Consider the following 26,895-nt stretch of genomic DNA (forward strand, 5'->3'; position numbering starts at 1 on the left):
ACAATCCGGAGTCTCTCGAATGATCCGCATCCCGCACCTTGCCTTCGGGCTGTGCGTGGCGGGCGCGGCGTGCTCGCTGCCCGCTTACGCCGACGACGACCGCTTCATCCTCCGCCTGAGCGCCTTCAATCCCGACGCCTCCCTCGGCGTCGACGCCGCCGGCGCCATCACCGACGGCACCGAGACCGCCACCTTCGACGATGGCGCCTCGTTCGAACTCGGCCGGAAGTGGCGCCCGCGCGGCTCGGTCAGCGTGCGCCTCAGCGAACGCCAGCGTCTGATCGGCAACTTCTACGACTACGAGCGCAGCCAGGGACGCACCTTCGGTGGCGGCACCTTCGATCCCGGCGAATCGGACCTTGCCGGTGAACCGGTCGAGATTCCCGAGGTCACTGCCGATGCGCGCTTCGAATTCGCCTTGGCCAACCTCAACTACGAGTTCGCGGCGGTGAACACGCCGACCTTCCAGTGGGGCGTTGGCCTCGGCGTGACGCACGCGCGGCTGGAGACGCGACTGGACGCGGCTTCGACGGCCACCGATGAACTCTATGCCGAATCGGCCAGCCTGCGCTGGAAGCGCAGCGAATGGTCGCCGGGCCTGCACACACGCCTGGCCTGGACGCCGAACGAGCGATGGCACCTCAGCCTGGAGGGTCAGTACCTCGACGCGCGCTGGGGTGATTTCCTCGAGGAAAAGGGCCATTTCGAGCGCGGCGGGCTGCTGGTCGAATACCGGATCACCGAGCGTGTCGGCGTGCACGCCGGTTACGACTGGTTCCGGCTCAAGCTCTCCGACGATTTCGACGGCAGCCTCGAAACCGGTGACGTGCCGGACGTGAACCGGCTCGACTACGCCGGCAGGCTCACCGGCCGGCTGAAGGTGCACGGCCCGCTCGCAGGCGTGACGATCCGATTCTGACGGCCCATCCGTAGGAGCGCGCCATGCGCGCGATGCCGCGGGCACTGTGCCGCCCGCAACTTCTGGTGACCGGCGCGCCTGCCGGTCCAGAATCGCGGCATCCACCGGATTCTGCGAGCACCCGCGGCATCGCGCGCATGGCGCGCTCCTACGGATCGGGATCGGTGAGGCAACATCACGGAAACCGTTACCTGCCCGCGCGGCGCCAGGGCCGCGCGGGCAGGCATGCGGCATCGCGTCAGTTGCGGATCTGCACGTCGTCGATGTAGACGTTGACGTCGTAGCTGGTCTGCGCACGGTACAGCCAGACCGCGTCGAGCTTGACGGTACCCGCGGTGATAGCGCCGTTGGCGCCGCCGACCCAGGCGTTCCACTGCGCGGCGTCGGTCAGGCTCCATTCGACGTAGGTCCACTGGTTGGCCGGGAGCGAACGGCTGACCGAACGCTCGGTGCCGTCGCTGTCGTCGATGCCCACGCCCACGCTCATGCCGCTACCGCCCGAATAGATCCAGAAACCGATGCGGCCGTTGGCCCGGGTCAGCGCGACATTGCTGCCGGGATTGCCGGAACCGGACAGCAGCCGCACCGCCCAGTTCGCGGAACTCGAGGTGTTGTCCTTCAACAGCACCCGCAGCGAGCAGTTGCCATTGCGGCGGTTGCTGCAGTCACGGCTCGCGGTCGATGCGGTCGAGATACCGGTGGTGCTGCCCGAATAGGCCGGACCGGTGTTGAAGTGGCCGACGCTGGACTCGAAGCGGTCGAGGTACTGCGTGGTCCCGCCGCTGCCCGGGTTGAGCAGGGCGTAGTAGCGGCTCCAGTTCCAGTTGATGCCGGGATCGGTATGGGTCTGGCCGCTGAAGTGCTGGTGGCCCTTGATCTTGACGCTGGTGGGCAGCACGTTGATGCCGCTGCTGGGCGCGCCGCTGTAGGCCGAGGCGCAGCTGATGCCGCTGTAGCTGGCGCAGAAGTGCCGCACCAGCGCCGCCGAGGCGTTGTACATCGCCGTCGTGTACCAGGAACTGTTGTTGACGTAGCCCTCGTGCTCGATGCCCAGGGTATAGCTGTTGTGGTTGCGCACGTGCCAGCCGGTATGGGCGTGGCGCACCATCTGCGTGACCTGGCCGTCGGAGCTGCGGATCACGTAGTGGGCGCTGACGTTGGCCGAGGCGTTCTTGAACCACGAAATCGTGCCGGCGTAGCTGCCCTGTGCGGTGTGGATGGTGACCGCGTTGACCGCCGCGCTGCGCGAGGCGGTGTAGTTCGACGCGTGCGCCGGATTCCAGATCGCAGGGCCATAGTCGGTGCTCAGCGGTTGCATGTCGGGCGCCTTGTCGGCGTCCGGCCTGCGCATCAGGCGCTCGCTGACCGGATCGATCGCAAAGCGCTCGGTTTCGATGCGGTCGCCTTCCACGTCCAGGCGCACGAACGGCGCGCCGAGGCGGGCCAGGGTCGCGGCATCGAACGCCCGTTCCCAGGCGACCGGCCGTTCCGGCACCACCATGCCCTTCTCGTTCACGCCGCGATCCAGCGCCAGCAGCACGTCGAAGGCGAAGCTGGCGCGGGCGTAGTCGCCGATCGCGCTGTCGCCCGCGACCTGGCCGAATCCGGCGTAGCGGGCCAGCTCCGGGGCCAGCGATTCGAGGTCGGACACCGCTTTGCCACGCAGATGCTGGTCGAGCAGCGCCGCCGCGGCGAGGATGTTGGTCGCCGGATCGCCTTTGATCCGCTCGACGGGCACGCCCAGCAGCGCGGCCGCCTCGCCGACCTGGTCGGCGAACCCGCCACCGGCATACAGGCCCATCACCCCGTGCGCGTCGGGCATGTGGTGATGGCCGTGGTTCTCCGCGGCGGGCGTGAGCGGCTGCCAACGGCTCTGCACGTAGGCGATCGCCTCCAGCGTGCCGCGCGGGATCGCCGGATAGGCGGCGTAGGCACGGCGGAAGTAATCCGGGTACGGCGCGCGTTCGGCGCGCAGGCGGGCCTCCTCCTGCCGCAGGCGTTGCTCCAGCGCGCGATCGTGCGCCGCCGCGGACGGCACGGACTGCCTGTCGACCGCTGCATGCCGCGCGTCTTCCGATGCAACGGCGGCGGCGGTGGCCGTGGCCAGCGCAACGCCGCAAAACAGCGCCATCCTGAAACGAATCCTCATGTCCATCCCTCTGCGCGCATTCGCGCTCTGCCGATCCCCCCTGCCCTGAACCGGTCACCCGACTACAGCAAAGGCCGGGCGCGGGGCACAGATGGGAGCCGCCCTAGGGTGGAGCACGAAGCGCGACGTGCTTCCGGCAAAAGGTGACGGTGGTCACGTTTGCGGACTCGAGCTGCAATGGCACCTACTGAGCCGACAAATGTCGTGCCTTTGCCCGTCATTCCCGCGAAGGCGAGAATCCATGGACGTCCAGCCAGCGAAATCAACGTCCCTGGATTCCCGCCTTCGCGGGAATGACGATGCTCAAGTTCGCGGGAATGGCGGTGCTCAGGTAAGCGCCAGTCGTCTCGGGATGGATTCTGGATTCGGGACAGGCCGTGACGCACTTCGCTCGTCATCCCGGCGCAGGCCGGGATCCAGTTGCCTTTCGGGCGCAGCGAAATGGATCCCGGCCTGCGCCGGGATGTCGGAATGTGAGCCTGCCCCGAATCCCTGGTCCCTGGGTCCTGGGACCCGAACCTTACTTCCGCTTCGGGAGGTAGAGATCGGTGATGGTGCCGTCGTAGACCTCGGCCGCCATCGCCACCGATTCGCTCAGCGTCGGGTGCGGATGGATGGTGTGGCCGATGTCGGCGGCCTCGGCGCCCATCTCGATCGCCAGCGCGACCTCGGCGATCAGGTCGCCGGCGTGCGGGCCGACGATCGCGCCGCCGATCACCCGGTGCGTGGTCTCGTCGAACAGCAGCTTGGTGAAGCCCTCGCTGCGGCCGATGCCGACCGCGCGCGCCGACGCCGCCCACGGGAACTTGCCCACGCCGACCTTGATGCCCTTCGCCTTCGCCTCGGTCTCGGTCACGCCGACCCAGGCGATCTCGGGGTCGGTGTAGGCCACCGACGGAATCACCCGCGCCACCCACTCCTTCTTTTCGCCGGCAGCCACTTCCGCCGCCAGCTTGCCCTCGTGGGTCGCCTTGTGCGCCAGCATCGGCTGGCCGACGATGTCGCCGATGGCGAAGATGTGCGGCACGTTGCTGCGCATCTGCCGGTCGACGTCGATGAAACCGCGATCGCCCACGCGCACGCCGGCCTTGTCGGCGTCGATCTTCGCGCCGTTCGGCACCCGGCCCACCGCCACCAGCACCCGGTCGAACAGTTTGGCATCGGGGATGCTCTCGCCTTCGAACGTGCAGGCGATGCCGTTCTTCTGTGCCTTGGCCTCGACCACCTTGGTCTTGAGGTGAATCGCCGCGCCCTGCTTCTTCAGGCGGTCGGCGAGCGGCTTGACCAGGTCCTTGTCGGCGCCCGGCATCAGCTGGTCGGCCAGCTCGACCACGGTGACCTGGCTGCCGAGCGCGCGGTACACCGTGGCCATCTCCAGGCCGATGATGCCGCCGCCGACCACCAGCAGCTTCTTCGGGATCTCGGTGAGTTCGAGCGCATCGGTGGAATCCATCACCCGCGGGTCGTCCCAGGGGAAGCCCGGCAGTTTCAGCGCCTGGCTGCCGGCGGCGATGATGCACTGCTCGAAGCGGATCAGCTGGGTCTTGCCGTCGTCACCCTGCACCTCGAGCTCGTTGGGCGAGACGAATGCGCCGCTGCCGGCGACCACCCGCACCTTGCGCTGCTTCGCCATGCCGGCCAGGCCCTTGTTGAACTGGCCGACCACCTTGTCCTTGTGCCCGCGCAGGCCGTCGAGGGCGATCTTCGGCTTGCCGAAGTCGATGCCGTAGTCGGCCGCGTGCGCGGCCTCGTCGATGACCGCGGCGGCGTGCAGCAGCGCCTTGGAGGGAATGCAGCCGACGTTGAGGCAGACACCGCCCAGCGCCTGGTAGCGCTCGACCAGCACCGTGTCGAGCCCGAGGTCGGCGGCGCGGAACGCGGCGGTGTAGCCGCCGGGACCGGAGCCGAGCACCACCAGGGCGCATTCGACATCGGCCTGGCGGCCGCTGTGCGCAGCCGGCTTGACCGCCGGCGGTTCTGCCGGCGCACCCGGCGACTTCGCGACCGGCGGCTTCGAGGGGCCGCCGTCCGCAGCATCGGATGCGCTCGCATCCGGCGCCTTCGTCTTGCCGTCGTCACCGGAGGCGCCGTCTTCGGTCTCGAGCAGCACGACCACCTTGCCTTCGGACACGCTGTCGCCGACACCGACCTTCACCTCCTTGACCACGCCGGCGGCGGACGAGGGCACCTCCATGGTCGCCTTGTCGGATTCCAGGGTGATCAACCCCTGGTCCTTGTCCACGCGGTCGCCGGGCGCGACCAGCACCTCGATCACCGGCACGTCGGAAAAATCGCCGATGTCCGGCACCTTGATCTCGATGGTCTGGGCCATGGGGGAAACGCTCCTTCAGGATTCGGATAGGGGGGGCGCGGCGGGCGCGTCCGGGGCCGCGTCTTCGGCGATCTCCCGTTCCACGTCCTGCTGCGCGTCATTGCCAGCCAGCGCGGCACGCTCGTGCCGCGACAGGTCGTCGTCGCCGGAGGTGTCCGGCGCGGCGGCGGCTTCCGCCGGCGGCTCTCCGCGCAGCGCGGCGAACGCGGCCTCCCCGTGCAACCCCAGCAGGCTGCGCAGGTGCAGATCGCGCTGCGGGAACGGGATCTCGATGCCGTGGCGCTTGAACGCCGTGTCCAGCTCCCACAGGTAGGCCGCCTCGATCGCGGCGTTGCGGCGCGCCGCGGCCTCGTTGAGCCAGACCGCCAGGATGAACTCGACCGCACTGTCGCCGAAGCCGACCAGCCACACCTGCGGCCGGCGATCACCTTCGGTGGCGAGCGTGAACGGCACCGCGGCGGCGGCCTCGAGCGCGGCCTTCTTCACCAGTTCCTTGTCCACGCCGTAGGCAACCCCGAAACGCACCCGGATCCGGCGGTGGATCGAGCCGTGGGTCCAGTTGACCACACGGCCGCTGACGAACTCGGAATTGGGGACGATGACGTCGATGTTGTCGTTGGTGGTGATCAGCGTGGCGCGGATGTTGATCGCGCGGACGGTGCCGCGCAGGTTGTCGTCGAGCTGTACGAAGTCGCCCACCTTCAGCGAGCGGTCGAACAGCAGGATCAGGCCGGAGATGAAATTGCTGAAGATGGCCTGCAGGCCGAAGCCCAGGCCCACGCCGATGGCGCCGGCGAAGATCGCGAACTTGGTGACGGGAATGCCGGCCAGGTCCAGCGCCACCAGGAAGCCCACCACCAGCAGCACGTAGTGCACCAGGCGCGAGACGGTGTACAGCGCGGCGGCATTGACGTTGTCGTAGCGCCTGCCGTAGCGCGCGATCGCACGCCGCAACAGCACCGACATCAGCCAGGCGACCAGCAGCGCGGCCACCGCGAACAGCAGCCCGCCCACGGTCAGGCGCAGGCCGGACACGGCCACCAGCGGCTGCTCGAGCAGCGGCTGCAAGCCGTTCCAGCCGCGTTCGACCGCCCCGCCCACGTCGGGCAGGCGCTCTGCCGGAGGCGCGGGCCGGGGCGCGGTCATTGCTGCGTGGGTGCCGGCGGGACCACGGTGTTCTGGTCGTACACCAGCCGCCATTCGCCCTGTTCGCGCGCGAACACCAGCGACAGCAGCGCCTCGCGCCGGGTGGCGTAGCTGCCGTCGTGCTGGCGCTGCTGCGACAGGTAGTGCACCAGGGCAATACCGGTGTCGCCGAACGCGCGCACCTGCCGCACCTGGAAGCGCATGCGCCAGTCGTCCTCGGCGAACCAGTCCACGTGCAGCTGCCGGAACTCCTCGCGCGTGGTCAAGACCTTGCCGTTGGGCAGGATCAGGGTCAGCGCTTCACCGTCGGTGACGGTGGCCATCAGCGCCTCCAGGTCGCGCGCCTGGATCGCCTGCAGATGGCGGTCGAGGGTTTCACGCAACGGCGCGGTGGCACCCTGCTCCTGCGCCGCGGCCGTGGCCAGCAGCAGGCATGCGCCCAGGAGCAGGAGCAGGGCGCGCCGGCAACGCGCCCGGCTCACAACAGGATCCGGCGCATGTCACCGAGCAGCTGCGCCAGGTAGGCGGTGAAGCGGGCGGCGGCGGCGCCGTCGATCACGCGGTGGTCGTAGGACAGCGACAGCGGCAGGGTCAGGCGCGGCTGGAAGGCCTTGCCGTCCCAGACCGGCTTCATCGCCGATTTCGACACCCCCAGGATCGCCACTTCCGGCGCGTTGACGATCGGGGTGAAGCTGGTGCCGCCGATGCCGCCGAGCGAACTGATCGAGAAGCAGCCGCCCTGCATCTCCGAGGGGCCGAGCTTGCCGTCGCGGGCCTTCTTGGCCAGCGCCGCGCTCTCCTGCGCGATCTCGATCACGCCCTTGCGGTCGCAGTCGCGCACCACTGGCACCACCAGGCCGTTCGGCGTGTCGGCGGCGAAACCGATGTGGAAGTACTTCTTCAGCGTGAGGGTTTCGCCGGCGGCGTCGAGCGAGGCATTGAACTGCGGATACTTCTGCAAGGCGGCGACGCTGGCCTTCATCAGGAAGGCGAGCATGGTGAGCTTGATGCCCGCCTTCTCGTTTTCCTTGTTCAGGGCGACGCGCAGCGCCTCCAGCTCGGTGATGTCGGCGTCGTCGTGCTGGGTGACGTGCGGGATCATCGCCCAGTTGCGGGCGAGGTTGGCGCCGGAGATCTTCTGGATCCGCGACAGCGGCTTTTCCTCGGTCTCGCCGAACTTGGAGAAGTCAACCTTCGGCCACGGCAGCAGATTGAGCCCGCCACCGCCGGCGGGCGCGCCGGCCGCGGCGCCGCCGCCCTGCAGCGCCGTCTTGACGAACTGCTGCACGTCCTCGCGGGCGATGCGGCCGCCACGGGCGCTGCCCTTGACCCGCAGCAGGTCGACGCCGAGCTCGCGCGCGAACAGGCGCACCGCCGGGCTGGCATAGGGCACCTTGTCGGGCATCACCGCATCGGCATCGAAGCGCACCGGCGGCTCGCCGCCGCCAGGGGTGCGGTGTTCCATCGAGGCCTGCGCGATGTTGTCCGGCTTGCGGCCGGGCGAGGCCGGCTCGGCTGCGGTGTCGTCGGTCTTGTCGGTGGGCTGCGGCGCGGCGGCCTCCGCCCGAGGCGCCTTGGCCGGCGCGGCGGCCTCGGCCCCCTCGATCCGCGCGACCACGCTGCCCTCGGACACGTTGTCGCCGACCTTGACCTTGAGTTCCTTGACCACGCCGGCGAACGGCGCCGGCACTTCCATCGTCGCCTTGTCCGATTCCAGCGTGACCAGGCCCTGGTCCTGTTCGACGCGATCGCCGACGGCGACCAGCACCTCGATCACCGGCACGTCGTCGTAGTCGCCGATATCCGGCACCACGGCGTCGCGCACGCCGCCGCCGGCGGACGGCTTGTCCGCGGCAGGCGCAGGTGGCTCCGCAGACTTGGCGGGCTGCGACGGCGCAGGCCTGTCGCCGCCCGCGGCAGGTTCGGCCTTCGCCTCGCGCTCGCCGGCGCCAGTGTCCGCATCCGCGTCCGCCTCGACCATCGCAACGACGCTGCCCTCGGAAACCTTGTCGCCGACCTTGACCTTGACGTCCTTGACCGTGCCGGCGAACGGCGCCGGCACTTCCATCGTCGCCTTGTCCGATTCCAGCGTGACCAGGCCCTGGTCCTGTTCGACGCGATCGCCGACGGCGACCAGGACTTCGATCACCGGCACGTCGTCATAGCCACCGATATCCGGGACGCGTGCTTCTTTCAGGTCGGCCATGCGGCGCTCCGCGATGCGAGGGGGGAGATCCGTATTGTGGCCGGATGAACGCCGGCCGCCAACCGCGCCCTCGAAACCGACGGAGCGGTATCCGGTGAAACCGTCGTGACGAGGGCGACGTCCTGCGACACCGGTGATGCCGCCGCCTGGTTGAGGAGCGGTGTGCGGCCTGCGGGTGGACGCCGCGCCCTGGCGGCCGGGGAATCGCTTTTCCCCCGGTCAGGGCATCCTGCCCAGGTACACCGTAGGAGCGCGCCATGCGCGCGATGCCGCGGGTGCCGGCAGGATCCGGTGGATGCCCCGATTGTGGACCGGCAGGCGCGCCGGTCACCGGAATTCGCGGGCGGCGACATGCCCCGCGGCATCGCGCGCATGGCGCGCTCCTACGAAGCAGCGGCGCATGGCTGTGGTGTCCTGCAATCGCGCTGCGCCTGTTGGCGTAGACACGCAAGGCGTCGGCCGGGAGTTCCTGACCCGGGCCACGCCTCGGCCGGCAGGCCACGGCATCCATCCGAAGCCGCAGCCTGTCCAGCTGAGGCCTGCACATCCTCAGCAAAAAAAACGCCCCCGGGGGATGCGGGGGCGGAGAAAGTGCGGCGAGACGCCGCTGCAGGGGTTGATCAGGCGCCGTCGCGGTGCTTGCGTTCGACCTCGACCCGCAGCAGGTCGAGCGAGCGGCCGTCGGGCAGGCGGTAATCGAGCGCGTCGTCGATCTCGTCGAGCCTGTGCATGCGCATGCACAAGGCCTCGGCGTTGCGGCCCAGCGCTTCGGCCCGTGGCTCGATCAGCGCCTCGAGTTCGGTGTCGAGGTGTTCCATCCGCTGCAGACGCGCGGTATCGCCGCCGAAGGCGGCGCGGACCGCGCCGCCGACGATATCGCCCATCACCGTGGGCAGGACGTCGCGCACCGCCGCGCCGATGGCCTCGCCGAGCGCGTCGTCGCTGTAGCGGTTGGCGGAAAAGGATTGCGCGAGCCGTGCGTCCAGCCGCTTGCGCGCCGTTTCCAGCTTGCGCCGGGTGGCCTCGGGATCGTTGCTGAAGCCGGTGGCCACCTCGCCCAGGGCGAGGAAGGCGATCTCGGTCGCCTCCAGTCCGATCTCGCGCGCCAGCGGCACGACGGCCCGCGCCTCGCGCTCGTACTCGGCCAGGCGGCGGCGGTCGTCGGCGTTGAGCATGACCCAGCGGTCGTCGACGAACAGCCGCCCCTGCCGCATCACCAGCTGCCGCGGGACGCCCGAGCTGCGGGTGAAGATGACGCTGCGCTCGGACAGGCTGAAGTCGTAGTCGCTGTCGACCTTGCAGGACACGTCGGTGCCGCTCTCGGCCGCGGCGCCGCCGCAGGCCAGCAGCAGTGCCGCTGCCGTCAATCGCCATCCCCTCGTACGCATGTCCCGCTTCCCTTGTCTTGTTGTCTTGCGATTGCGATCGATTGTGCGGCACCGGCGCGATCCCGTCCCGTGCCGGTGGATGGCGTGACTTTCGTCAGGTGCGGTTGCGCTTTCTGAATTGGCTGAAGCGATCGTGAAAGCGCCGGCCGCGATTTAACGCGCGGGCCAAGTGCGGTTCACACCCGTCTCGCTACGGTGGCCGCGCCCTCTCCCCCGGGCACACAACATCTATAAGAGAGGAGATCTCCCCCATGTCTTCATTTCGCAAACTGAGTCTTGCCACCGCCCTCGCCTTGATCGCCAGCCCGGCCGCGTTCGCCCAGGACAGCGGCCCGCTCTCCACCGACACCGCGTCCGGCAAGCGCGTTTCGGTGGTCGGCGGCGTGACCCTGCTGCAGCCCGAGTCCGATCCCCTGCCGGGTTCGCGCATCGACGTCGACGGCGGCCCCGCGCCGACACTGAGCGCGACCTATCACGTCAACGACAACATCGGCGTAGAACTGTGGGGCGCCGCGGACAAGTTCAACCATCGCGTGCGCGGCGACGACGGCAAGATCGGCACCATCGAGCAGCAGCCGGTCGCGCTGAGCGGCCAGTACCACTTCGGCCAGGCCGACAATACCTTCCGGCCGTTCGTGGGCCTGGGCTACTACCAGTCCAACATCAGCAACGAGGACCTCAATCCGGGCGGCGACCACGTCGGCCTGACCACGCCGAAGGGCGCGATCGGCACCGTCGGCCTGGATCTCAACATCACCCCGACCTGGTTCGCCCGTGCCGACGCGCGCTACATGCGCGCCCGTGCCGATGCCGAATTGGCCGGCGAGACCATCGAGCGCGACATCAAGCTCGATCCGTGGACCGTGGGGGTCGGCGTCGGCGCCCGCTTCTGACCGCGGCGCGCAGCGACCGGACGCACCACAGGACGGGCCCGCAAGGGTCCGTCCTGCTTTCCGGTGATGCGCGCCGCAGCTCCGGGCCGGGAACGTACGCGCCGGCGCATCACCGACTGTTGCTCCGGCCGCGCGCCCGCGCGCCCGGCTCAGTCGCCGATGACGCGCAGCCCGAAGATCATGTTCGCGCTTGCGACGTACTGGGCACCGCCACTGATGTTCATCCGGATCGTGGTCGGGTGCTTGAAGAACTGCCAGGCCTGGCTTTCGGTAAGCCCCCATATCTGGACCAGCGCACGGCGCGACACGAAGCCGCCGATGCAGGTCGCGGTATCCCGCTCGCGCACCGCGATCTGCGTATCGGCCGGCAGCGGGACTTCGAAGCTTTCGAAGCTGGTCACCGAGGTCGTCAACCGGCCGTTGAACGGCAGCCCGGTGGTCGGGTCGATCATCGCCGGGTCGCCGAGGACCGCGTTCTCGATCGTCAGCGTGGGCTGATACCACAGCCACGCGACGATCGGCGCGCCGCCGGGCGGGTTCGGGTTGCCGTAGACGATGCCGAGGTAGGGCGAGAACCAGTGGCACAGGAGCGAGTGCGACACGTCCTTGGGCAGGGTGATGCGGGCCACGTCATCGAACGTGAAGCTCGTGAACGCCGGCAACGGCTGCAGTGGCGCACAGGCGCTGCCGACCGTGGTGCCGGGAACGGGCGCCGGGCAGCTGTCCGCAAGATCGATGTTCATCTGCGCCGAACCCAGCCACTTCAGGGCGCGGCCGAACGAATCGGCATCGCCGACGTCGTCGGGGCTGACGGCCTTGGCGGTCGTGGCGTCGGGCAGGATGTCGCGGATGCGCATCGACAGCCGCTGGCGCAGCGGATCGGGAAGCAGATCGGCCGACCGGCGTTCGGCGGCCTCGGCACGCTGCAGCGACGACGACGGAGGGCTGGCGTGACCCGACAGGGACACCAGGGCGGCGGCGAGTGCCGCCGGGGCGAGATGACGGTGCAACGGTTTCACGGGCATTCCTCCTGAACGTACCGGGAGATCGGTACTTCCAGGCAAACGCAAAAGGCCACCGGAATGCGACACCCGCCGGGCCGGGCGGCGCTTCCGGCGGCGCTCAGGGTGGCTCGGCGACGACGTGCACGCGCTCGCGGCGCAGCAGGTACAGGCCGCTGGCGATGATGATCGCGGCGCCGATCCAGGTCACGCGATCGGGCAGCAACTGCCAGACGGTCAGGTCCAGCAGCACCACCCAGACCAGCCCGGTGTATTCGAGCGGCGCGATCTGCGACGCCTCGCCGAGCCGGAAGGCATGGGTCAGCGCCACCTGGCCGAGCGCGCCGGCGAGCCCGACGCCCGCGATCGGCCAGAGGTCGTGCGCCTGGATCGGCACCCAGCCGCGCCAGGCCAGCGCGCCGGCGCCGAGCGCCAGCAGCGCCAGGAACCAGAACACCATCGCCTCGGTGCTGTCGCGCTGGGCCAACACCCGGACCGTGATCGCCGCGGCCGAATAGCAGGCGGCGGCGGCCAGCAGCGCCAGGCCGGCCAGCGTCACCACGCCTTCGCCGGTGGGTCGCAGCACGACCAGCACGCCGACCATGCCCAGCGCGATCGCGCTCCAGCGCCGCGGACCGACCTTCTCGCCCAGGATCGGCACCGCCATCGCCGTGACCAGCAGCGGCGCCACGAACACGATCGCGTACGCGGTCGACATCGGCATCCGCGCCAGGCCGTAGACGAAGCCGAACATCATCGCGATGCCCAGCACGCCGCGCAGCAGATGCAGGCGCCAGTGCACCCGCAGCAGGCTGGCCGCGCGCCCGCTCAGCAACACCCAGACGAAGACCGGCGGCAGCGCCGCGGCGCCGCGCAGGGTCGCCACCTGCAACGGCGGGTAGTCGGCCGCAAGCCATTTCATGCCGGCGTCCATCAGCGCAAAAAACAGCACCGCGAGCAGCATCCACAGCGCGGCACGGCGGGCGGTATCCGGGGGATGGGTCGAAGGCACGGGCAGTCGGCGCGGAACGGGGGCACAGCTTAGTGCCTGCGGGCGGTTCCGGCGCGGAAGAAGCGGGCCGGCATACACTGCACGCATTCCGAGGTTCCGATGACTGCAGGCGCGATGCCCTCCGATCCGATCGAAGCCACCCGCCGCTGGCTGCAGCGCGCGGTGATCGGCCTCAACCTGTGTCCGTTCGCCAAAGCGGTGGTGGCGAAGGACCAGGTACGCCTGGTGCGTAGCGACGCCGCCACGCCCGACGCGCTGCTGCAGGCGCTCGCCGATGAACTCGCGCTGCTGCGCGACACCGCGCCCGAGGTCGTCGACACCACCCTGCTCATCCACCCGCAGGTGCTGGCGGACTTCTACGACTACAACGACTTCCTCGGTGCCGCCGATGCCCTGCTCGCCTCGATGGACCTGGAGGGCGTGTTGCAGGTGGCCAGCTTCCATCCGCAGTATCGCTTTGCCGGCAGCGGCGAGGACGATATCGAGAACTTCAGCAACCGCTCGCCGCATCCGATGCTGCACCTGCTGCGCGAGGACAGCGTGACGCGCGCAGTGGCGGCGTATCCGGATCCGGACGTGATCGTCGAACGCAACCAGCGGACGTTGCGGCGGCTCGGGCACGACGGCTGGCGGCGGCTGCTGGAAGACGGAGCGGAATAGCCGCGCCCTTCGAGTTGCGTCGTTGCGTGCGGGTTGGCGATGCCGGGGCCCGGGTGGTGCCTGCGTCGCGCAGTCGAAGCGCATCGTTGCTGCAGGTCCCGCGGCATCGCGCGCATGGCGCGCTCCTACGGAGGGATGTCGGCGTTGTTTGTGGCGAACAGGCGCGTGCGTGCGTCGGCGTCGAGCTGGCGCCATTCGCCGGCCGCCAGGTCACCCAGCGCGAGCCCGCCGATGCGGCTGCGATGCAGGCGTTCGACGTGGTTGCCGACGGCGGCGAACATGCGCCTCACCTGGTGATAGCGACCCTCGGTGAGGGTCAGCCGGACGCGCTGCGGATCGAGGACGTCCAGCCGCGCCGGCTTGAGCGGCGTCGTGTCCGATTCCAGCAGCAGCGTGCCGCTGGCGAACAGCGCGGCCTCGTCGCCGCGCAGTGGCTGTGCCAGTTCCGCCTCGTACACCTTCGGCAGGTTCGACTTCGGCGCGATGATCCGGTGCAGCAGCGCGCCGTCGTCGGTCAGCAACAGCAGGCCGCTGGTGTCGCGGTCGAGCCGGCCGACCGTGGACAGCGCCGGCGTGCGCAGTCGGAAGCGCGGCGGCAGCAGGTCGTAGACCACTCGCCCCGGGTCGCGGGTGGAGCAAGTGTAGCCGACCGGCTTGTGCAGCATCAGCAGCATGCCCTGCGGCGGGTCCAGCGGCTCGCCGTTGACGCGCACCTCGGCGTGCGCGACCACGTCGTCGGCATACAGCACCTCGCCCCGTGCATCGGTCACGCGGCCTTGGCGGCACAGCAGCGTCGCCTGCCTGCGGCTGCCGTAGCCGAGATTGGCGAGCAGGCGCACCAGCTTCATCTTGCCCTGCGCGCCTCGATGATCTTGAAGCCGCCGCTCTGCGCCGCAATACGCGCGCCGCCGAAGCCGGCGCCCAGCGCCTGTTCGTACGGCAGCTGGCGGTTGGCCACCAGCCACAGCACGCCGCCGGGCCGCAACGACTGCGCGGCGACGGCGATGAAGCGGCGGCCGATGTCCGGCCGCGCGGCACGACCGCCGGCATGGAACGGCGGGTTGCTGACGATGAAGTCGTACTGCCGTGGCAGACCGGTGGTGACGTCGTGCCAGTGGAAGCCGAGCGCCACGCGATCGGCATGCGCGGCGAGATTGTCGGTGGCCAGGTCGAGCGCGCGCTTTTCCGCTTCGTACAGGTCCAGCGCGGTGACGCCCGGGCAGCGTTGCAGCACCTCGGCGGCGAGAAAACCGTAACCGGCGCCGAGGTCGGCGCCGTGCCCGGCCAGCGTCGACGGCAGGTGCGCGGCCAGCAGCGCCGAAGCGGCGTCGATCCGGTCCCAGGCGAAGACGCCGGGACGACTGAGAAAACGCCCCTCGACCACCGGCCGCGGCGCATCCAGCGTACGCCATTGCGCCGCGAGCGCGGCATCGCCGCGGCCGGGCGCCGGCCGTGCCCAGAACACCCGGCACTTGTGCTTGGACAGCGCCGTCACCGGGCCGGCGATGCGCGCCAGATCGGCTTCGCCGGACTTCGCGCCCTCGTCGTTGGCGAGGCTGGCGACGATCACGCCGCCTTCGGCCACCCGCGCCAGCGCCTGCGCGTACAGCGCCCGCGCCTCGTCGCGCTGGCGCGGCGGCAGCAACAGCACCAGCGGATGGCGATCGTCGCCGCTGTCTTCCCGCACCTCGAACCCGTCGCGCCGCAAGGCGTCGAACTCGGGTCGGAAGCTCTGCTCGCAGACCAGGCGGTCGCGCGGCAGCGGCATCAGCGCCGCGCCGGTACGCGCGCGCAGGAACAGCACGTCACCGGGCGGCCACGGCAGGTGCCCGGCCGCGAACGGCAGCAGCAGAGCGTCGAGCGCGGGATCTTGGTGGCCGTTGGGCACAGGCGACGCATCGTGGCGAAATGAAGGCGTGATTCTACGCGCGTCCGATCCGCCGGGCGCCAGCTGCGGACCGCGCGGTCTACGCGCAGCCGGTCATGCCGCCGGCCGCCACTGCGCGCCGGCGCCGCCGGCCGTCTGCCGCACCGTGTCGCCGGGCTGCAGACGGGCCCTGTCGCGAAACGTGTCCAGGTCGTTGATGCACAGCACATTGCGATGGCGGCTGACCAGACCGCTGCGATGCCAGCGCTGGAGCTGCTCGTTCAACTTCGAGCGGCTCACGTTCACCATCGCCGCGAGGATGCTCTGGGTCGGCGGCAGCGCGATCTCGGCGCTGTTGCCGCGGGGCGTTCCCCGCACCTGCAGCTGCGTCAACAGGTAGCGTGCCAGCCGTGCCTCCAGCCGATGCAGGCACATGTTCTCGAGGTTGTCGATCGCCTGGCGCAGGTTGCCGCAGAGCGCGGCATAGGCACGCTCGAGTACCGCCGGGTCCGACAGCAGCGCCGGAAAATGCCGGCGCGCCAGCTTCAGGACCACAGTGTCGGCGTAGGCGATCGCGGTGAAGCTGCGCCGGTGGCGGTCCAGCAGCACCGCTTCATCGACGGCCTCGCCGGGCGCGATCGCGCCGACGATCAACTCCTGTCCGTCAGGACCGTACAGGATCTCGTAGATCCAGCCGTCGGCCACCAGCGCGAGGAAGTCGCCGGGATCGTTCTTGAAGAACAGCGTCTCGCCCTCCCCGAAACGGCATTCGACGCTGTTGGCGGCGACGAACTCCAGCAGCGGCGGTGCCAGCCCGCGCAGCAGTGCGAAGCGCTCTAGCGGATGCTTTCGGTCGTCGGCATGCACGCCGTTCATCGTCATGAGCCGTGCATCGTGGACGCGGCAGCTCGGGCGTCGTTCCCGCGCGTGCGTAGCGGCATCCACGGTGCCACGCGGTGCTCGGCTCGACCGTAGCCGTGCTTTTTCGAGATCCCCATTCACCCCCCTCCTCGCCGTCGGCGGCGGATCTCCGTCGCGCGCGCCGATGGCGTTCGCTGTACCGGCGGCGTCGACCGCCGGATGTCCATGTCCCGGTCGCCGGCAAGCCGGCCTGTGCTGCATGCGCTTCATCACCGTCCGGCAGAGACGGACGCATGCTTCCAGCATCCTGTGGGATGCGGCATCCGGGTGGGGGCTGGCGCGGCCCAGGGGGGCTGTGACCGCGCCGGTGAAGCATCGGATGCCGCTGTCGTTACGGGCCGAGACCGGCCGGCGTCGACGGCTTGAAGGCGTTGAGCACGCTCAACAGGCTGGTCAGGTTGTCGGAGACGCCGGTCTGCGCGACCTTCTCCGTGGCACCGGCGGCAGCGGTGGTGTCGAGGCTGTAGATCTGCATCACCCCCTGGTTGGATCCGGCGAGCGCCAGCGTGTTCTGCTGTTGCTGTGCGGCGACGGCGTTCTCGAACAGAATGCCGGTCGAGTGCGCCATGCTCTGGTAGATCGAGCCCATCGCGAAGGCCGGCGCCTCGCCGATGACCTTGACGTTGGACTGGGTGACCGCATCGGTGATCTGGTTGTTGACGGCAGTGGGATATGCCATGGAAATGTCCTCGCTTGGAAGTCAATGCCGGCCGCGGGGTGCACGGACCGGCGGCGTACGGATTACTGCTTGAACGCGTTGAGCACGGTCAGCAGGCTGGTCAGGTTGTCGGACACGCCGGTCTGCGCGACCTTCTCGCTGGCGCCGGCGGCGGCGGTGGTGTCGAGGCTGTAGATCTGCATCACGCCCTGGTTGGCCGCAGCCATCGCCAGGGTGTTCTGCTGCTGCTGTGCGGCGACGGCGTTCTCGAACAGGATGCCGGTCGAGTGCGCCATGCTCTGGTAGATCGAACCCATCGCGAAGGCCGGCGCCTCGCCGATGACCTTGACGTTGGACTGGGTGACGGCATCGGTGATCTGGTTGTTGACGGCGGTGGGATATGCCATGGAAATGTCCTTTGTCGAAGAATGTCAGCGCCTGCCGAAGCTCGCTCCGGAAGGCGCCGCCGTGCCGCCGAGCGCGGCGGCGCGCGCCATCGTTACTTGAACGCGTTGAGCACGGTCAGCAGGCTGGTCAGGTTGTCGGACACGCCGGTCTGCGCGACCTTCTCGCTGGCACCGGCGGCGGCGGTGGTATCGAGGCTGTAGATCTGCATCACGCCCTGGTTGGACGCGGCCTGCGCCAGGGTGTTCTGTTGCTGCTGTGCAGCGACGGCGTTCTCGAACAGGATGCCGGTCGAGTGCGCCAGGCTCTGGAACATCGAGCCCATCGCGAAGGCCGGCGCCTCGCCGATGACCTTGACGTTGGACTGGGTGACCGCATCGGTCACCTGATCGTTGACTGCGGTGGGGAATGCCATGATTGAACTCCTCGGTGTCGACACGGCACACGCCGTGCGATTCAAATAACGATGCGCGTCCGCGTTCGTGAACTAGGGATTCGCAGCGCCGCTCGAATTCTGTGATGGATCCTGCGCATCGGGCGTCGCCGACGGCGGCGCATGCGCCTCGTTCAGTAGCGCCTCGATCCGGTTCGCCAGCGGCGCCAGCTGCCGCTCGAAACAGGCCTGCACTTCCGTCCTGACCATGTTGGCCAGGCGATCGGCGATCTGCGCGATCACGATCCGGTCGGCGGACGGGCCCTGCCCGGCGCCGTCCGGCAGCGCGGAGGGGCGCAGGTCGGCGAGCGAGCCGGCGCTTTCGACCATCGCCAGGATGGCGCGGTCCTCCTGCTCGCGTTCGCGGGCCATGCGCTGCGCGAGCTCGCGCGCGCCGTCCAGGACGTTCTGGATCGCCGCCTGCGCCTGCCGCCGGGCTTTCTGCACCGTCTGCTCGACCTGCACGGCGGCCGGGGAAGTCTCGCCGGCTCCGTGCCCGCTCGACTGCCGGAAACGCATCAGCTCCCGCGTCTCGGCGGCGGTCAACGGCCGCTTCAGCCAACGCTCGGCCAGCGCGTGCAACTGGGTGGAAAGAGGATCGTCGGATGCATTCATGCTTCGTCTCCGCAAGCAATCGGATTCGGGTTCACACGGCGACGGACCGCCCGGTGCAGCGGTCGCGGAACCTCCGCCGTCGTCGGCTCAGCGCGGGAAGATCAAGCGGGCAATCGCCCGCCGCACCGTTTCGTCCCCCAGCCGTTCCAGCAGCAGGCCGAGCGGGTCCGGCGCCCCGGCGCCGCCGGGTCTTGCCTGCTCCGCCGGGGGGGGCGCCGCGGGCGCCGGCGAAGGCGGGCGGTCGCGCGGTTTCACGTCATGCCCGTCGGGCCGCACATTGAGCAGGTACTCGACGATCTCATCCATACGGACTCTCCTGGGCGGGCAGCGACGCTTCGTCTCCTTCGACAGCCGCGTCACTGCTACACCGCGCTCCGGCGCACCGTCACGACTGAATCGGGCGCCTTGAAACCCTCGAGCAATTCCAGTTTGACCTTGTCCTGCAGGAGCTTGAATTCGGCCGGACCCACCGTGGCGCGCCAGTAGCTCTCGGCAATCGAGCGCAGCAGGTATTGAAGGTCGATCAGCATCTTCGCGTCGATCCGCGTCTCGCCGGTCGGCAGCAGCCCGTAGACCAGCAGGATGAGCATCCGCAGGAACTCGTGCTGGATGTCGCTGTGCTCCGCACCCTGGCCGTCGGCGCCCAGCAGGTAGGACCGCCAGTTTCGGAACAGGGCCAGCACCCGAGCCATCGCCTGATACCTGGATGCGGGCGTGTCGACGCCCCCGGCGGTCGCCAGCACCAGGCTGCAATACGTGTTGTAGAAGTAGTTCTCGGTAACGATCTGGGGATAGATCGGGCCCAGGGCGCTCTGCAGTTGCTGCACGATCCATGCCTTGTTGTCTTTGTCGTCTTTGAGGATCTCGCCCAGTTCACCGGACTGCGTGCTCATGTCGGTGAATTTGGCGATCTGTTCCTGCGTCAGGGCTTCTGACGCCATGTAGGCGACCGCATCGCCGGCGGCATGCAGAACGTTGGTATCGATGTAACCGTCCAGATGCCGGAAACCGCGGTTGATCCGGTAGCTCTCGATCGAATTGAACAGTCCGGAGGCGCCGGTGATCGCGTTGCTGCCCAGGTTGGTATCGAAGGCGATCTGTGAATACTTGGCCCCCATGAAATTGCGATAGTAGTAATCGTGCCCCAGCCGGAAGGCGAACAGCGCGCTGTCCTCGGCGAGCAGCTGGTACCAGGTCCGGTCCGCGCCCTGCGGCGTGCTGTCGAAGGTCTCGCTCAATGCCATGACGTTGCGCTTGGCGTTGTAGGCCGCCAGTTCGCGCGATCTCTCGCTGCTGATGGCGAAGCGCCGCAGCAGCCTGCCTCGGTAGGTCAGCGAATTGTCGTGGAACAGCTCGTCGAAAAGACCGAACGGCGTCGCCGTCCCGCGCGTCCCGCGCGGCGTCACCAGTTGCTTTGCCTCCGCGGCCTTGTAGCACCTGATGATGTATCCGGAGAGATCGGCGAAGAACGACTCTTCCGGGAATCCGGCTTCGTACAGGTAATAGCCGATCATGGAGCGGTTACCGGAGCCGAAGCCGCTGCCTTCGCCGCAATGGATGTGGACGATCAGCTTCAAGGCACGCGGCTTGGCCGGGCCGAAGTTGGCCTGCAGCCCGGCTTCCTGTGCACGAAGGAATTCGAACAGCTCCCTGTAGTTGCCGACCTTGTTCTCAGCGCCGAGCAGGTCGATCCCGACGAGATCGCGCTTGTCGTCCCTCAACAGCGGCAGGATCGCGCCCTCGAGATACGCCTGGAGCTTCCCGTCGGGGAGATACTGCGAAGGTGTATGGACGAGCAGCTTGTAGCTGGTGTCGTTTTCCGCGTTGTACTGGGCCGCCTGTATGGCCAACTCCTTCATTTCGTCCTGCGTCGCGGCCGTCTGCGTATGCGTGATGCCCTCTTCCCGCAGATAATCGAACGTCGCCCGGATCCACGCGCGGTATCTTTCCTGCTGCCAGTCGGCCCAGTCCTCGAATGCGGCCGGATCGCCGTCGCAGAAGAACTTCACGAAAGCTCCCCGCATCTTGTAGCAGTCGTCGAACGGCGTGTACTTGTTGCTGCTGTAGATCTTGCCGTTGAAGTAACGGACCAGCTTCATCAGGGGTTCGTCCGGCTTTCCGGGGGAGTCCAACGCCTTTTTGACGATCCGCGCGCGGACCGCGCCGTACAAGTCCGGGCGATAGGCCGCTTCGGCAAGAAGATCCATGTCCAGGTAGTGGATATGCCCCACCAGCACGGCCGCCACGTAGATGTTCTCGGCGGCGCATTCGGCACGCTCGTACTCCGCACGGCTGGCGCTGCCCACGAGTCGGGCGAGCGGGTTCGTCCGTTCGTCCATCATGAACTGCAGCGCATAGTCGAACAGCTGCAGCTCCGCCTTGTCGCGCTTGTGCGGATCGTTGCGGAAGTGCGCGTCGGCGAGCAGCTTCGCCAGTGACGGCTGCCGCTCGTCCTTGCCGCGGACGGGGAGTACCCCGGTGAAGTGACTGTGGTAGTCCACCGGATAGTTGGTGATCCCTGTGACCGGCGCCAGTTTGAAGTAAGCCATGATGGAATTCCTCGTGTACGGGTCACGTGCTCCGGAGGCGCATCACCCGCGCCGCTATGACGACTTCGGCTTGTGATTCGCCAGCAGGCTGCTGTACTTGGCGATGCTCTGGTCGATCTTGTCGATGGCGAAACTGGCGGACTCGGCTTCCATCGCGCCCGCGGCCGCGGCCACCGCGGCGGCGGCGGCCACCATCACGTCCGTCACCAGCACGCCCAGCGCGTCCTCGGCGGCCTGCGCCAGGTTCTGCTCGACCAGGTTCTGCGTCATCTGCTTGAGCAGAACGCCCTGGCTGGCCAGCGCCAGCTTGCTGGCGCCGTCGAAGTAGGCGGCCGCGGACTGCGCCACCAGGCCGGTGGCCTGGCTGATCATCATGTCGGGACCGATCGCGATCTGCGACGGCGCATAGGCGGTGTCCTCGGCGTTGCTCATCCGCACTGCCTGGACGATCTGCTGGTTGAGTGCATCGGTCGCCGGCGCCGCCGCGCCCGCCTGGGCCAGCAGGTGCGCGTTCATCGCGCTCAGCGTCGTCGGACGCTTGGGTGGCGCCACAGACGGAGGCGGAGGCAGGGACGGCGAAGGTGAAGGTGAAGGCGATGGCGGTGGCGGTGGCGACGCGGGATCCGAGGCCTCCGTCGCCGCACTACCGCTCCCTTCCGGAGTCTGCCTGGACTTTCTCCTGAACCAAAGCGCCATGGCTCACCTCCCCTCGTCCGGAAGGACGGCGCCCGACGATGCGGTGCACCCGTTCACGACTTCTCTCCGATCGCCATGATCAGCCCCACCGCCTTGGAGATGACGGCGCTGGAAATCTGGTTGAGCGCCTGCTGGCTGTGCACCGCGTTCTGCAACGCCAACCCGGTGGAGTGGCTGGCGACCTGGTAGAGCGCGGCGATCGCTTGCGCCGGCGCCTCGGCGACGACCTTGACGTTGGTCTGTGTCACCGCATCGGTGATCTGCGCGTTGACGGGTGTGGAATCGGCCATGGAAATATCCTTGAGCGGTCGCAGGAAGTCGGGCGTCGGTGGAGCCGGCGGTAGCCGCCGTGCTTCTCATCCAAACGCACCGGCGCGCACGTTGTGAACGGCCGCGGCGTTCAATCGCGCGCATCCGCCGTCCGCAGGCGCCGGCGCAGCAGTTCGACGCGTTTGCGCGTCAATGGCTCGCTGATGTGCAGGCGTTCGGAGATCGCCACGTAGGGAAGATCCTCGACGAAGCGGAGGGCGAACAGCCGCTTCTGCTCGCGCGTCAACGCGGCGACTACGGCCACCACCCGGTTCATCTGGTCGCGCAGTTCCGCGTGCTGCAACGGCGACAGGCCACCGCCGTCCCGGGTTTCCAGCGCCGCCTGCACATCGGCGGCGATATCCACGGTCGCACCCTCGCGCCGGCCGCGCCTGACGCCGTCCAGGAAGACATGACGCAGCACCACCATCAGCAGACCCGCCGGATCGGTCAGCGAATCCGGCGATCCGCGCATGAACAGCAATGCCTTGACCGCGGTATCGCCGATCAGGTCCTCCGCACGATCGCGACGGCCACCCGCCAGGCGCAGTGCGCGCCTGCGCAACTCGGGCAGGGTCGCCTGCCACGCATTGACGAACATCTCGTCCGCGGTGCCGAACGCACCGTGGGCCTGCCTCCCGCTTTCCATCGCCCGGCTCCTTCCGTTTCGTGTCGGGCGAGTCTCGGAAGGCGACGCGGGCGGCGGCTGTTACCTGCGGGACACGCAGACCGCACCTGGCGGACCAGTTTCGCCTTGTACGCAGCTTGTCACGCTCTGGAACTGCGAGCAGTCACGGAATGGATCCGCCGTGCATCACGCGGCGCGCCATCGCCGGCGGTGGCGGCGGCGCCATGAACGGCCGGCGGCGGCCGCGCTTCATGCACGGAATGAACGCAGGCTGCAGCATGCATGCAATGCCAACCTTTGCTTCATGCGATGCAAACACCGTCGGCAACACCATCGGACCCATCAATCGATGGAGGTCTGCATGCGTGCTCTTTTCGTTGGCGGTGTCGTCGACAACAGTGAACTCGACATGGAGGGCGATTCGCCGCCCCTGCATTACCCGCCCGATACCGGCGGCGGCCGGCCCCGCTACCGATTGCATCAGGTAGGGCGCAACAACGGCACCGTCGCCTACGCGGTCTACGGTTCACCGGAACTCTCACCCGAGCAGGTCAAGCAGGTCGCGGACGAGCGCGCCTACCCGCGCCGGTTCGACGCCGAACCCAGGGACGTGGAAGCCTGAGGCACGCACCGAATACGCCGCCGCGAGCACATCGGATCCCGCTGCCACCGTAGGAGCGCGCCATGCGCGCGATGCTGCGGGCATGGCGCCGCCCGCGAATTCCGGTGACCGGCGCGCCTGCCGGTCCGGAATCGCGGCCTCCACCGGATCCTGTCGGCACCCACGGCATCGCGCGCATGGCGCGCTCCTACGGCCGGCCGGATCAGCCCTGCAGTTCGCGCAGCGTCACCGACGGCGGCGCATCGAGCACCCGGCGCGTCGCGAACAGGCCGGCCGCCAGGGTGACCAGCACGCCGAGGCCGCCGCCGACCGCCGCCAGCTGCCAGTTCGGATTCCACGACAGGTCGAACACCTGCGAGGCGACCACGCCCGACAGCACCGAGGCCGCGATCGCCGCCACCAGCCCCGACAGCAGGCCGATGGCGGCGAACTCCGATGCCTGCGCCAGCCGGAGCTGACGGCGGCTGCCGCCGAGCACGCGCATCACCCCGCCCTCAAGCAGGCGCTCGTCCTGGCTGGCGCTGACGGCCGCCAGCAACACCAGCACGCCGGCCACCAGCGAGAACCAGAACACCGCCTGCACGACGATCGACACCTGGTCGGCGGTGCTGCGCACCTGGGCGAGCACCGCATCGACGTCGATCACCGACAGGTTGGGAAAACGTTCGACCAGCTCCGCGGTGAAGCGGCCGCGCTCCGGCGGCACCGATACCGCGGTGATGTAGCTGGCCGGGTAGCCGTCCAGCGCGCCGGGCGAGGCGAGGACGAAGAAGTTCGGCCGGAAGCTTTCCCACTCGACGCTGCGCAGGCTGGTGATCGGTGCCTCCAGCCGCTGGCCGGCGACGTCGAAGGCGATGCGGTCGCCGATCTTCCAGCCCAGCGTTCCGGCGAAGCGTTCCTCCACCGAGAATTCCGCCTGCGCCGGGACGCCGTTCCAGAACCTGCCGGCGGTGATCTTGTTGTCGTCGCGCAGCGTTTCGGCCATCGACAGGTTGAACTCGCGCTCGGCCATGCGCCGGGCGCGTGGCTGCGCATCGGCATAGGTCTCGCCGGTCACCGTCTGGTCGTTGCGCCCGACCAGGCGCGCACGCACCATCGGGAACAGGACCGGCGCATCGACCTCCTGCGCGGCCATGAACGCGCGCACCGGGTCCAACTGATCGGGCTGCACGTTGATGATGAAGCGGTTGGGCGCGGTCTCGGCCAGCGCCAGCTGCCAGCGGTCGAGCAGGTCGGTGCGCACGAAGGTCAGCAGCAGCAGCGCCATCAGTCCCAGCCCCAGCGCTGAAATCTGCGCGATGCTGGTGCCGGCCCGGCGACTGACGTTGGCCAGGCCGTAGCGCAGGCTGCCGCGCAGGCGCGGGCGCAGCCGCCGCACCAGCGCGATCAGCGCCCAGGCGAGCAGGGCCAGGACCGCCAGCGTGGCGAGGATGCCGAGCAGCATCGTCGTGGCGAGTTCGGCCGAACCCGCCTTCCACCACAACAGCGCGGCGAGGCCGCCGAGCCCGGCCAGCAACACCACCAGCGCGCCGGGCTCGACCGGATCCAGGTCGCGGCGCAGCACCCGCAACGCGGACACCCGCCGCAGCGCCAGCACCGGCGGCGCGCCGAAGGCCAGCAGCACCACCAGGCCGACGCCATAACCTTGGACCGCCGGCAGCCAGCCCGCGGCCGGCAGGTCCACTTGCAGCGCCTGCGCGATCCATCCGCCGACCGCCCATTGCAGCGCGAACGCCAGCACCACGCCCAGCGTGGCCGCGATCAGGCCGAGCAGCAGCAGCTCGCCGACGTGGATGCCGACCAGGGTGCGCTGGCTGGCGCCGAGGCAGCGCATCACCGCCGCGCCGGACAGGTGCCGCTCGCTGTGGCGGCGCGCGGCCATTGCCACCGCCACCGCCGCCAGCACCACCGACACCAGCGCCGCCAGGCCGAGGAAGCGGCCGGCGCGGTCGAGCGCCGAGTTCACTTCCGGGCGCGCGTCGCGGATCGTCTCCAGCCGCTGCCCGCGCGCGAGGTTCTCGCGGGCATCCGCGGCGAAGCGCTCCACCGCGCCGGTTTCGCCCGCCACCACCAGCCGGTAGCGGACGCGGCTGCCCTCCTGCACCAGGCCGGTGGCCGGCAGGTCGGCGAGGTTGAGGAACACCTTGGGCGCGACGTTGAAATAGTCGATCGAGGCGTCGGGCTCCTGTGTCACCAGCGCCGCCAGGCGCAGCTGCAGCGTGCCGATGCCGATGGTGTCGCCGACCCGCGCGCCGAAGGCGTCGGCGCCGGCGCGGCTCATCCACAACGTGCCCGGCGCGGGCACGCCATCGGCTTCGCGCTCGGGGCCGCCGGCGCCCTCGACGATGCGGAACGCACCGCGCAGCGGGAAACCCTCGCCGAGTGCACGCAACTCGCCCAGCCGCGGCTCGGCGCCGGCGCGGATCATGCTGTCGAGCTCGACCGTCTCGGTGCGCCGCAGGCCGGCCGCGTCGGCGGCGGCGCGCACCTCGTCGTCGATCGGCCCGTCGCCGCGCAGCACCGCATCGCCGCCGAGCAGGCGGTTGGCCTCGATCGCCAGCGCGCGTCCGGCGCGGTCGGTGACGAAACCGACCGCGGTCACCGCCAGCACTGCCAGCACCAGCGCCGCCAGCATGATGCGCACCTCGCCGGCGGCCAGATCACGGCGCAGCTGGTTGGCCGCCAGCGCGAGTGTCCTCATGCGTCGTCCACCAGGCGGCCGCTGTCCAGGCGCAGCATCCGGCGGCAGCGCGAGGCCAGGTGCTCGTCATGGGTCACCAGCACCAGGGTGGTGCCGGCCTCGGCGTTCATCGCGAACAGCAGCTCGATGATGGCCTGCCCGGTCTGGGTGTCGAGGTTGCCGGTCGGCTCGTCGGCGAACAGCAGCGATGGCCCGGTGACGAAGGCGCGCGCCAGCGCCACGCGCTGCTGTTCGCCGCCGGACAGCTGCCGCGGATAGTGGCCCAGGCGCTCGCCGAGGCCGACCTTGCGCAGCGTCTGCTCGGCCGGGCGACGCGCGTCCGCGTCCCCGCGCAACTCCAGCGGCAGCATCACGTTCTCGAGCGCGGTGAGCGAAGGCAGCAGCTGGAAGCTCTGGAACACGAAGCCGACCTTGTCCGCCCGCACCCGCGCGCGGCCGTCCTCGTCCAGCGTCGACAACGGCTGGCCATCGAGCGACACCTCGCCGCTGCTCGGCGTGTCCAGGCCGGCCATCAACGACAGCAGCGTGCTCTTGCCTGAACCGGAGGCGCCGACGATGGCGACGCTGTCGCCGTGCTCGATGCGGAACCCGACGCCGTCGAGAATGGTCAGATCGCCGGACGGCAGCGGCACCCGCTTGCCGAGGCCGGTGACTTGGAGCGCGTGGCGGACGTCCGCCGACGCGGCGGGAGTGGAATCGGCCATGGGTATCCTCGTGTGGGTGCCGGCGATGATCCGGGTCTGGGATTAAACGTTTCTTAAGAACTTCCGGGATCCTCTGTCCCG

General features: G+C 69.2%; 26 protein-coding genes. 4 read left to right on the forward strand and 22 right to left on the reverse strand.

Annotated features, from left to right (window positions below):
• Positions 1 to 19: 19 nt before the first annotated feature.
• Positions 20 to 919: a porin family protein gene (locus tag FXO19_RS06785; protein WP_149194316.1), complete on the forward strand. Its 900-nt coding sequence runs from the start codon at positions 20 to 22 to the stop codon at positions 917 to 919.
• Positions 920 to 1,157: 238 nt separating this feature from the next.
• Here the strand turns inward: FXO19_RS06785 and FXO19_RS06790 are convergent, their stop codons facing one another.
• The 6 genes from FXO19_RS06790 to FXO19_RS06815 all read right to left on the reverse strand — a co-directional run bounded on the left by FXO19_RS06790 (position 1,158) and on the right by FXO19_RS06815 (position 10,140).
• The gene (locus tag FXO19_RS06790; protein WP_187775665.1) at positions 1,158 to 3,050 is read right to left on the reverse strand and encodes a peptidoglycan recognition protein family protein; all 1,893 of its coding nucleotides are present in this window, start codon (positions 3,048 to 3,050) and stop codon (positions 1,158 to 1,160) included.
• Between the two features lie 538 nt (positions 3,051 to 3,588).
• Complete coding sequence (lpdA, locus tag FXO19_RS06795; RefSeq protein WP_149194318.1) at positions 3,589 to 5,400, reverse strand: dihydrolipoyl dehydrogenase; 1,812 nt, start codon at positions 5,398 to 5,400, stop codon at positions 3,589 to 3,591.
• A 15-nt stretch (positions 5,401 to 5,415) separates the two neighbouring features.
• Positions 5,416 to 6,546, reverse strand: coding sequence for a mechanosensitive ion channel family protein (locus FXO19_RS06800; RefSeq protein ID WP_149194319.1), 1,131 nt, complete (start codon positions 6,544 to 6,546; stop codon positions 5,416 to 5,418).
• The gene (locus FXO19_RS06805) at positions 6,543 to 7,028 is read right to left on the reverse strand and encodes a YybH family protein (protein ID WP_149194320.1); all 486 of its coding nucleotides are present in this window, start codon (positions 7,026 to 7,028) and stop codon (positions 6,543 to 6,545) included. The genes FXO19_RS06800 and FXO19_RS06805 overlap by 4 nt, the downstream gene beginning before the upstream one ends.
• Complete coding sequence (aceF, locus tag FXO19_RS06810; protein WP_149194321.1) at positions 7,025 to 8,752, reverse strand: dihydrolipoyllysine-residue acetyltransferase; 1,728 nt, start codon at positions 8,750 to 8,752, stop codon at positions 7,025 to 7,027. Before aceF ends, FXO19_RS06805 begins: the two co-directional genes overlap by 4 nt.
• A 620-nt stretch (positions 8,753 to 9,372) precedes the next feature.
• Positions 9,373 to 10,140: a DUF2884 family protein gene (locus FXO19_RS06815; protein WP_149194322.1), complete on the reverse strand. Its 768-nt coding sequence runs from the start codon at positions 10,138 to 10,140 to the stop codon at positions 9,373 to 9,375.
• Between the two features lie 251 nt (positions 10,141 to 10,391).
• On the opposite strand from FXO19_RS06815, the gene FXO19_RS06820 reads away from it, so the two are divergent.
• On the forward strand, positions 10,392 to 11,033 hold the full coding sequence (locus tag FXO19_RS06820) for an OmpW/AlkL family protein (protein WP_149194323.1): 642 nt from the start codon (positions 10,392 to 10,394) through the stop codon (positions 11,031 to 11,033).
• A 149-nt stretch (positions 11,034 to 11,182) separates the two neighbouring features.
• Here the strand turns inward: FXO19_RS06820 and FXO19_RS06825 are convergent, their stop codons facing one another.
• Positions 11,183 to 12,052: a hypothetical protein gene (locus FXO19_RS06825; protein ID WP_149194324.1), complete on the reverse strand. Its 870-nt coding sequence runs from the start codon at positions 12,050 to 12,052 to the stop codon at positions 11,183 to 11,185.
• A 103-nt stretch (positions 12,053 to 12,155) separates the two neighbouring features.
• Positions 12,156 to 13,046: a DMT family transporter gene (locus tag FXO19_RS06830; RefSeq protein WP_425481452.1), complete on the reverse strand. Its 891-nt coding sequence runs from the start codon at positions 13,044 to 13,046 to the stop codon at positions 12,156 to 12,158.
• A gap of 99 nt (positions 13,047 to 13,145) precedes the next feature.
• Between FXO19_RS06830 and FXO19_RS06835 the strand changes: the two genes are divergently transcribed.
• Complete coding sequence (locus FXO19_RS06835) at positions 13,146 to 13,706, forward strand: DUF1415 domain-containing protein (RefSeq protein ID WP_149194325.1); 561 nt, start codon at positions 13,146 to 13,148, stop codon at positions 13,704 to 13,706.
• Positions 13,707 to 13,831: 125 nt separating this feature from the next.
• On the opposite strand, the gene FXO19_RS06840 is transcribed toward FXO19_RS06835, so the two are convergent.
• The 12 genes from FXO19_RS06840 to FXO19_RS06895 all read right to left on the reverse strand — a co-directional run bounded on the left by FXO19_RS06840 (position 13,832) and on the right by FXO19_RS06895 (position 22,808).
• The gene (locus FXO19_RS06840; RefSeq protein WP_149194326.1) at positions 13,832 to 14,554 is read right to left on the reverse strand and encodes a pseudouridine synthase; all 723 of its coding nucleotides are present in this window, start codon (positions 14,552 to 14,554) and stop codon (positions 13,832 to 13,834) included.
• Positions 14,551 to 15,594 carry a class I SAM-dependent methyltransferase gene (locus FXO19_RS06845; RefSeq protein ID WP_149194327.1) on the reverse strand — a complete coding sequence of 348 codons (1,044 nt, stop codon included), beginning with the start codon at positions 15,592 to 15,594 and terminating at the stop codon, positions 14,551 to 14,553. Before FXO19_RS06845 ends, FXO19_RS06840 begins: the two co-directional genes overlap by 4 nt.
• 93 nt (positions 15,595 to 15,687) lie before the next feature.
• Positions 15,688 to 16,455 (reverse strand): Crp/Fnr family transcriptional regulator, encoded by a 768-nt coding sequence (locus tag FXO19_RS06850; RefSeq protein WP_223115445.1) that lies wholly within the window; start codon positions 16,453 to 16,455, stop codon positions 15,688 to 15,690.
• 370 nt (positions 16,456 to 16,825) lie between these two features.
• The gene (locus FXO19_RS06855) at positions 16,826 to 17,173 is read right to left on the reverse strand and encodes a RebB family R body protein (protein ID WP_149194328.1); all 348 of its coding nucleotides are present in this window, start codon (positions 17,171 to 17,173) and stop codon (positions 16,826 to 16,828) included.
• 62 nt (positions 17,174 to 17,235) lie between these two features.
• Complete coding sequence (locus FXO19_RS06860; RefSeq protein ID WP_149194329.1) at positions 17,236 to 17,559, reverse strand: RebB family R body protein; 324 nt, start codon at positions 17,557 to 17,559, stop codon at positions 17,236 to 17,238.
• A gap of 92 nt (positions 17,560 to 17,651) precedes the next feature.
• Positions 17,652 to 17,972 (reverse strand): RebB family R body protein, encoded by a 321-nt coding sequence (locus tag FXO19_RS06865; RefSeq protein WP_149194330.1) that lies wholly within the window; start codon positions 17,970 to 17,972, stop codon positions 17,652 to 17,654.
• Between the two features lie 72 nt (positions 17,973 to 18,044).
• The gene (locus FXO19_RS06870; RefSeq protein ID WP_149194331.1) at positions 18,045 to 18,605 is read right to left on the reverse strand and encodes a hypothetical protein; all 561 of its coding nucleotides are present in this window, start codon (positions 18,603 to 18,605) and stop codon (positions 18,045 to 18,047) included.
• An 87-nt stretch (positions 18,606 to 18,692) separates the two neighbouring features.
• Positions 18,693 to 18,911: a hypothetical protein gene (locus FXO19_RS06875; RefSeq protein ID WP_149194332.1), complete on the reverse strand. Its 219-nt coding sequence runs from the start codon at positions 18,909 to 18,911 to the stop codon at positions 18,693 to 18,695.
• Between the two features lie 56 nt (positions 18,912 to 18,967).
• Positions 18,968 to 21,154, reverse strand: coding sequence for a hypothetical protein (locus FXO19_RS06880; RefSeq protein WP_149194333.1), 2,187 nt, complete (start codon positions 21,152 to 21,154; stop codon positions 18,968 to 18,970).
• Positions 21,155 to 21,208: 54 nt separating this feature from the next.
• A complete protein-coding gene (locus FXO19_RS06885; RefSeq protein ID WP_187775666.1) occupies positions 21,209 to 21,670 on the reverse strand; it encodes a hypothetical protein in 462 nt (153 codons plus the stop codon).
• A gap of 233 nt (positions 21,671 to 21,903) precedes the next feature.
• The gene (locus tag FXO19_RS06890) at positions 21,904 to 22,140 is read right to left on the reverse strand and encodes a RebB family R body protein (protein WP_149194335.1); all 237 of its coding nucleotides are present in this window, start codon (positions 22,138 to 22,140) and stop codon (positions 21,904 to 21,906) included.
• A gap of 110 nt (positions 22,141 to 22,250) precedes the next feature.
• A complete protein-coding gene (locus FXO19_RS06895) occupies positions 22,251 to 22,808 on the reverse strand; it encodes an RNA polymerase sigma factor (RefSeq protein ID WP_149194336.1) in 558 nt (185 codons plus the stop codon).
• Positions 22,809 to 23,148: 340 nt separating this feature from the next.
• Here FXO19_RS06895 and FXO19_RS06900 point away from each other — a divergent pair, with 340 nt between their 5' ends.
• Entirely contained in the window at positions 23,149 to 23,409 is a 261-nt protein-coding gene (locus FXO19_RS06900) for a hypothetical protein (protein WP_149194337.1), read from the forward strand.
• 202 nt (positions 23,410 to 23,611) lie between these two features.
• On the opposite strand, the gene FXO19_RS06905 is transcribed toward FXO19_RS06900, so the two are convergent.
• A complete protein-coding gene (locus FXO19_RS06905) occupies positions 23,612 to 26,110 on the reverse strand; it encodes an ABC transporter permease (RefSeq protein ID WP_149194338.1) in 2,499 nt (832 codons plus the stop codon).
• Positions 26,107 to 26,814 (reverse strand): ABC transporter ATP-binding protein, encoded by a 708-nt coding sequence (locus tag FXO19_RS06910; RefSeq protein WP_149194339.1) that lies wholly within the window; start codon positions 26,812 to 26,814, stop codon positions 26,107 to 26,109. Before FXO19_RS06910 ends, FXO19_RS06905 begins: the two co-directional genes overlap by 4 nt.
• Positions 26,815 to 26,895 lie beyond the last annotated feature (81 nt).

This window comes from Luteimonas suaedae (assembly GCF_008312895.1).
In the GTDB taxonomy this organism is placed as follows: Bacteria; Pseudomonadota; Gammaproteobacteria; order Xanthomonadales; family Xanthomonadaceae; genus Luteimonas; species Luteimonas suaedae.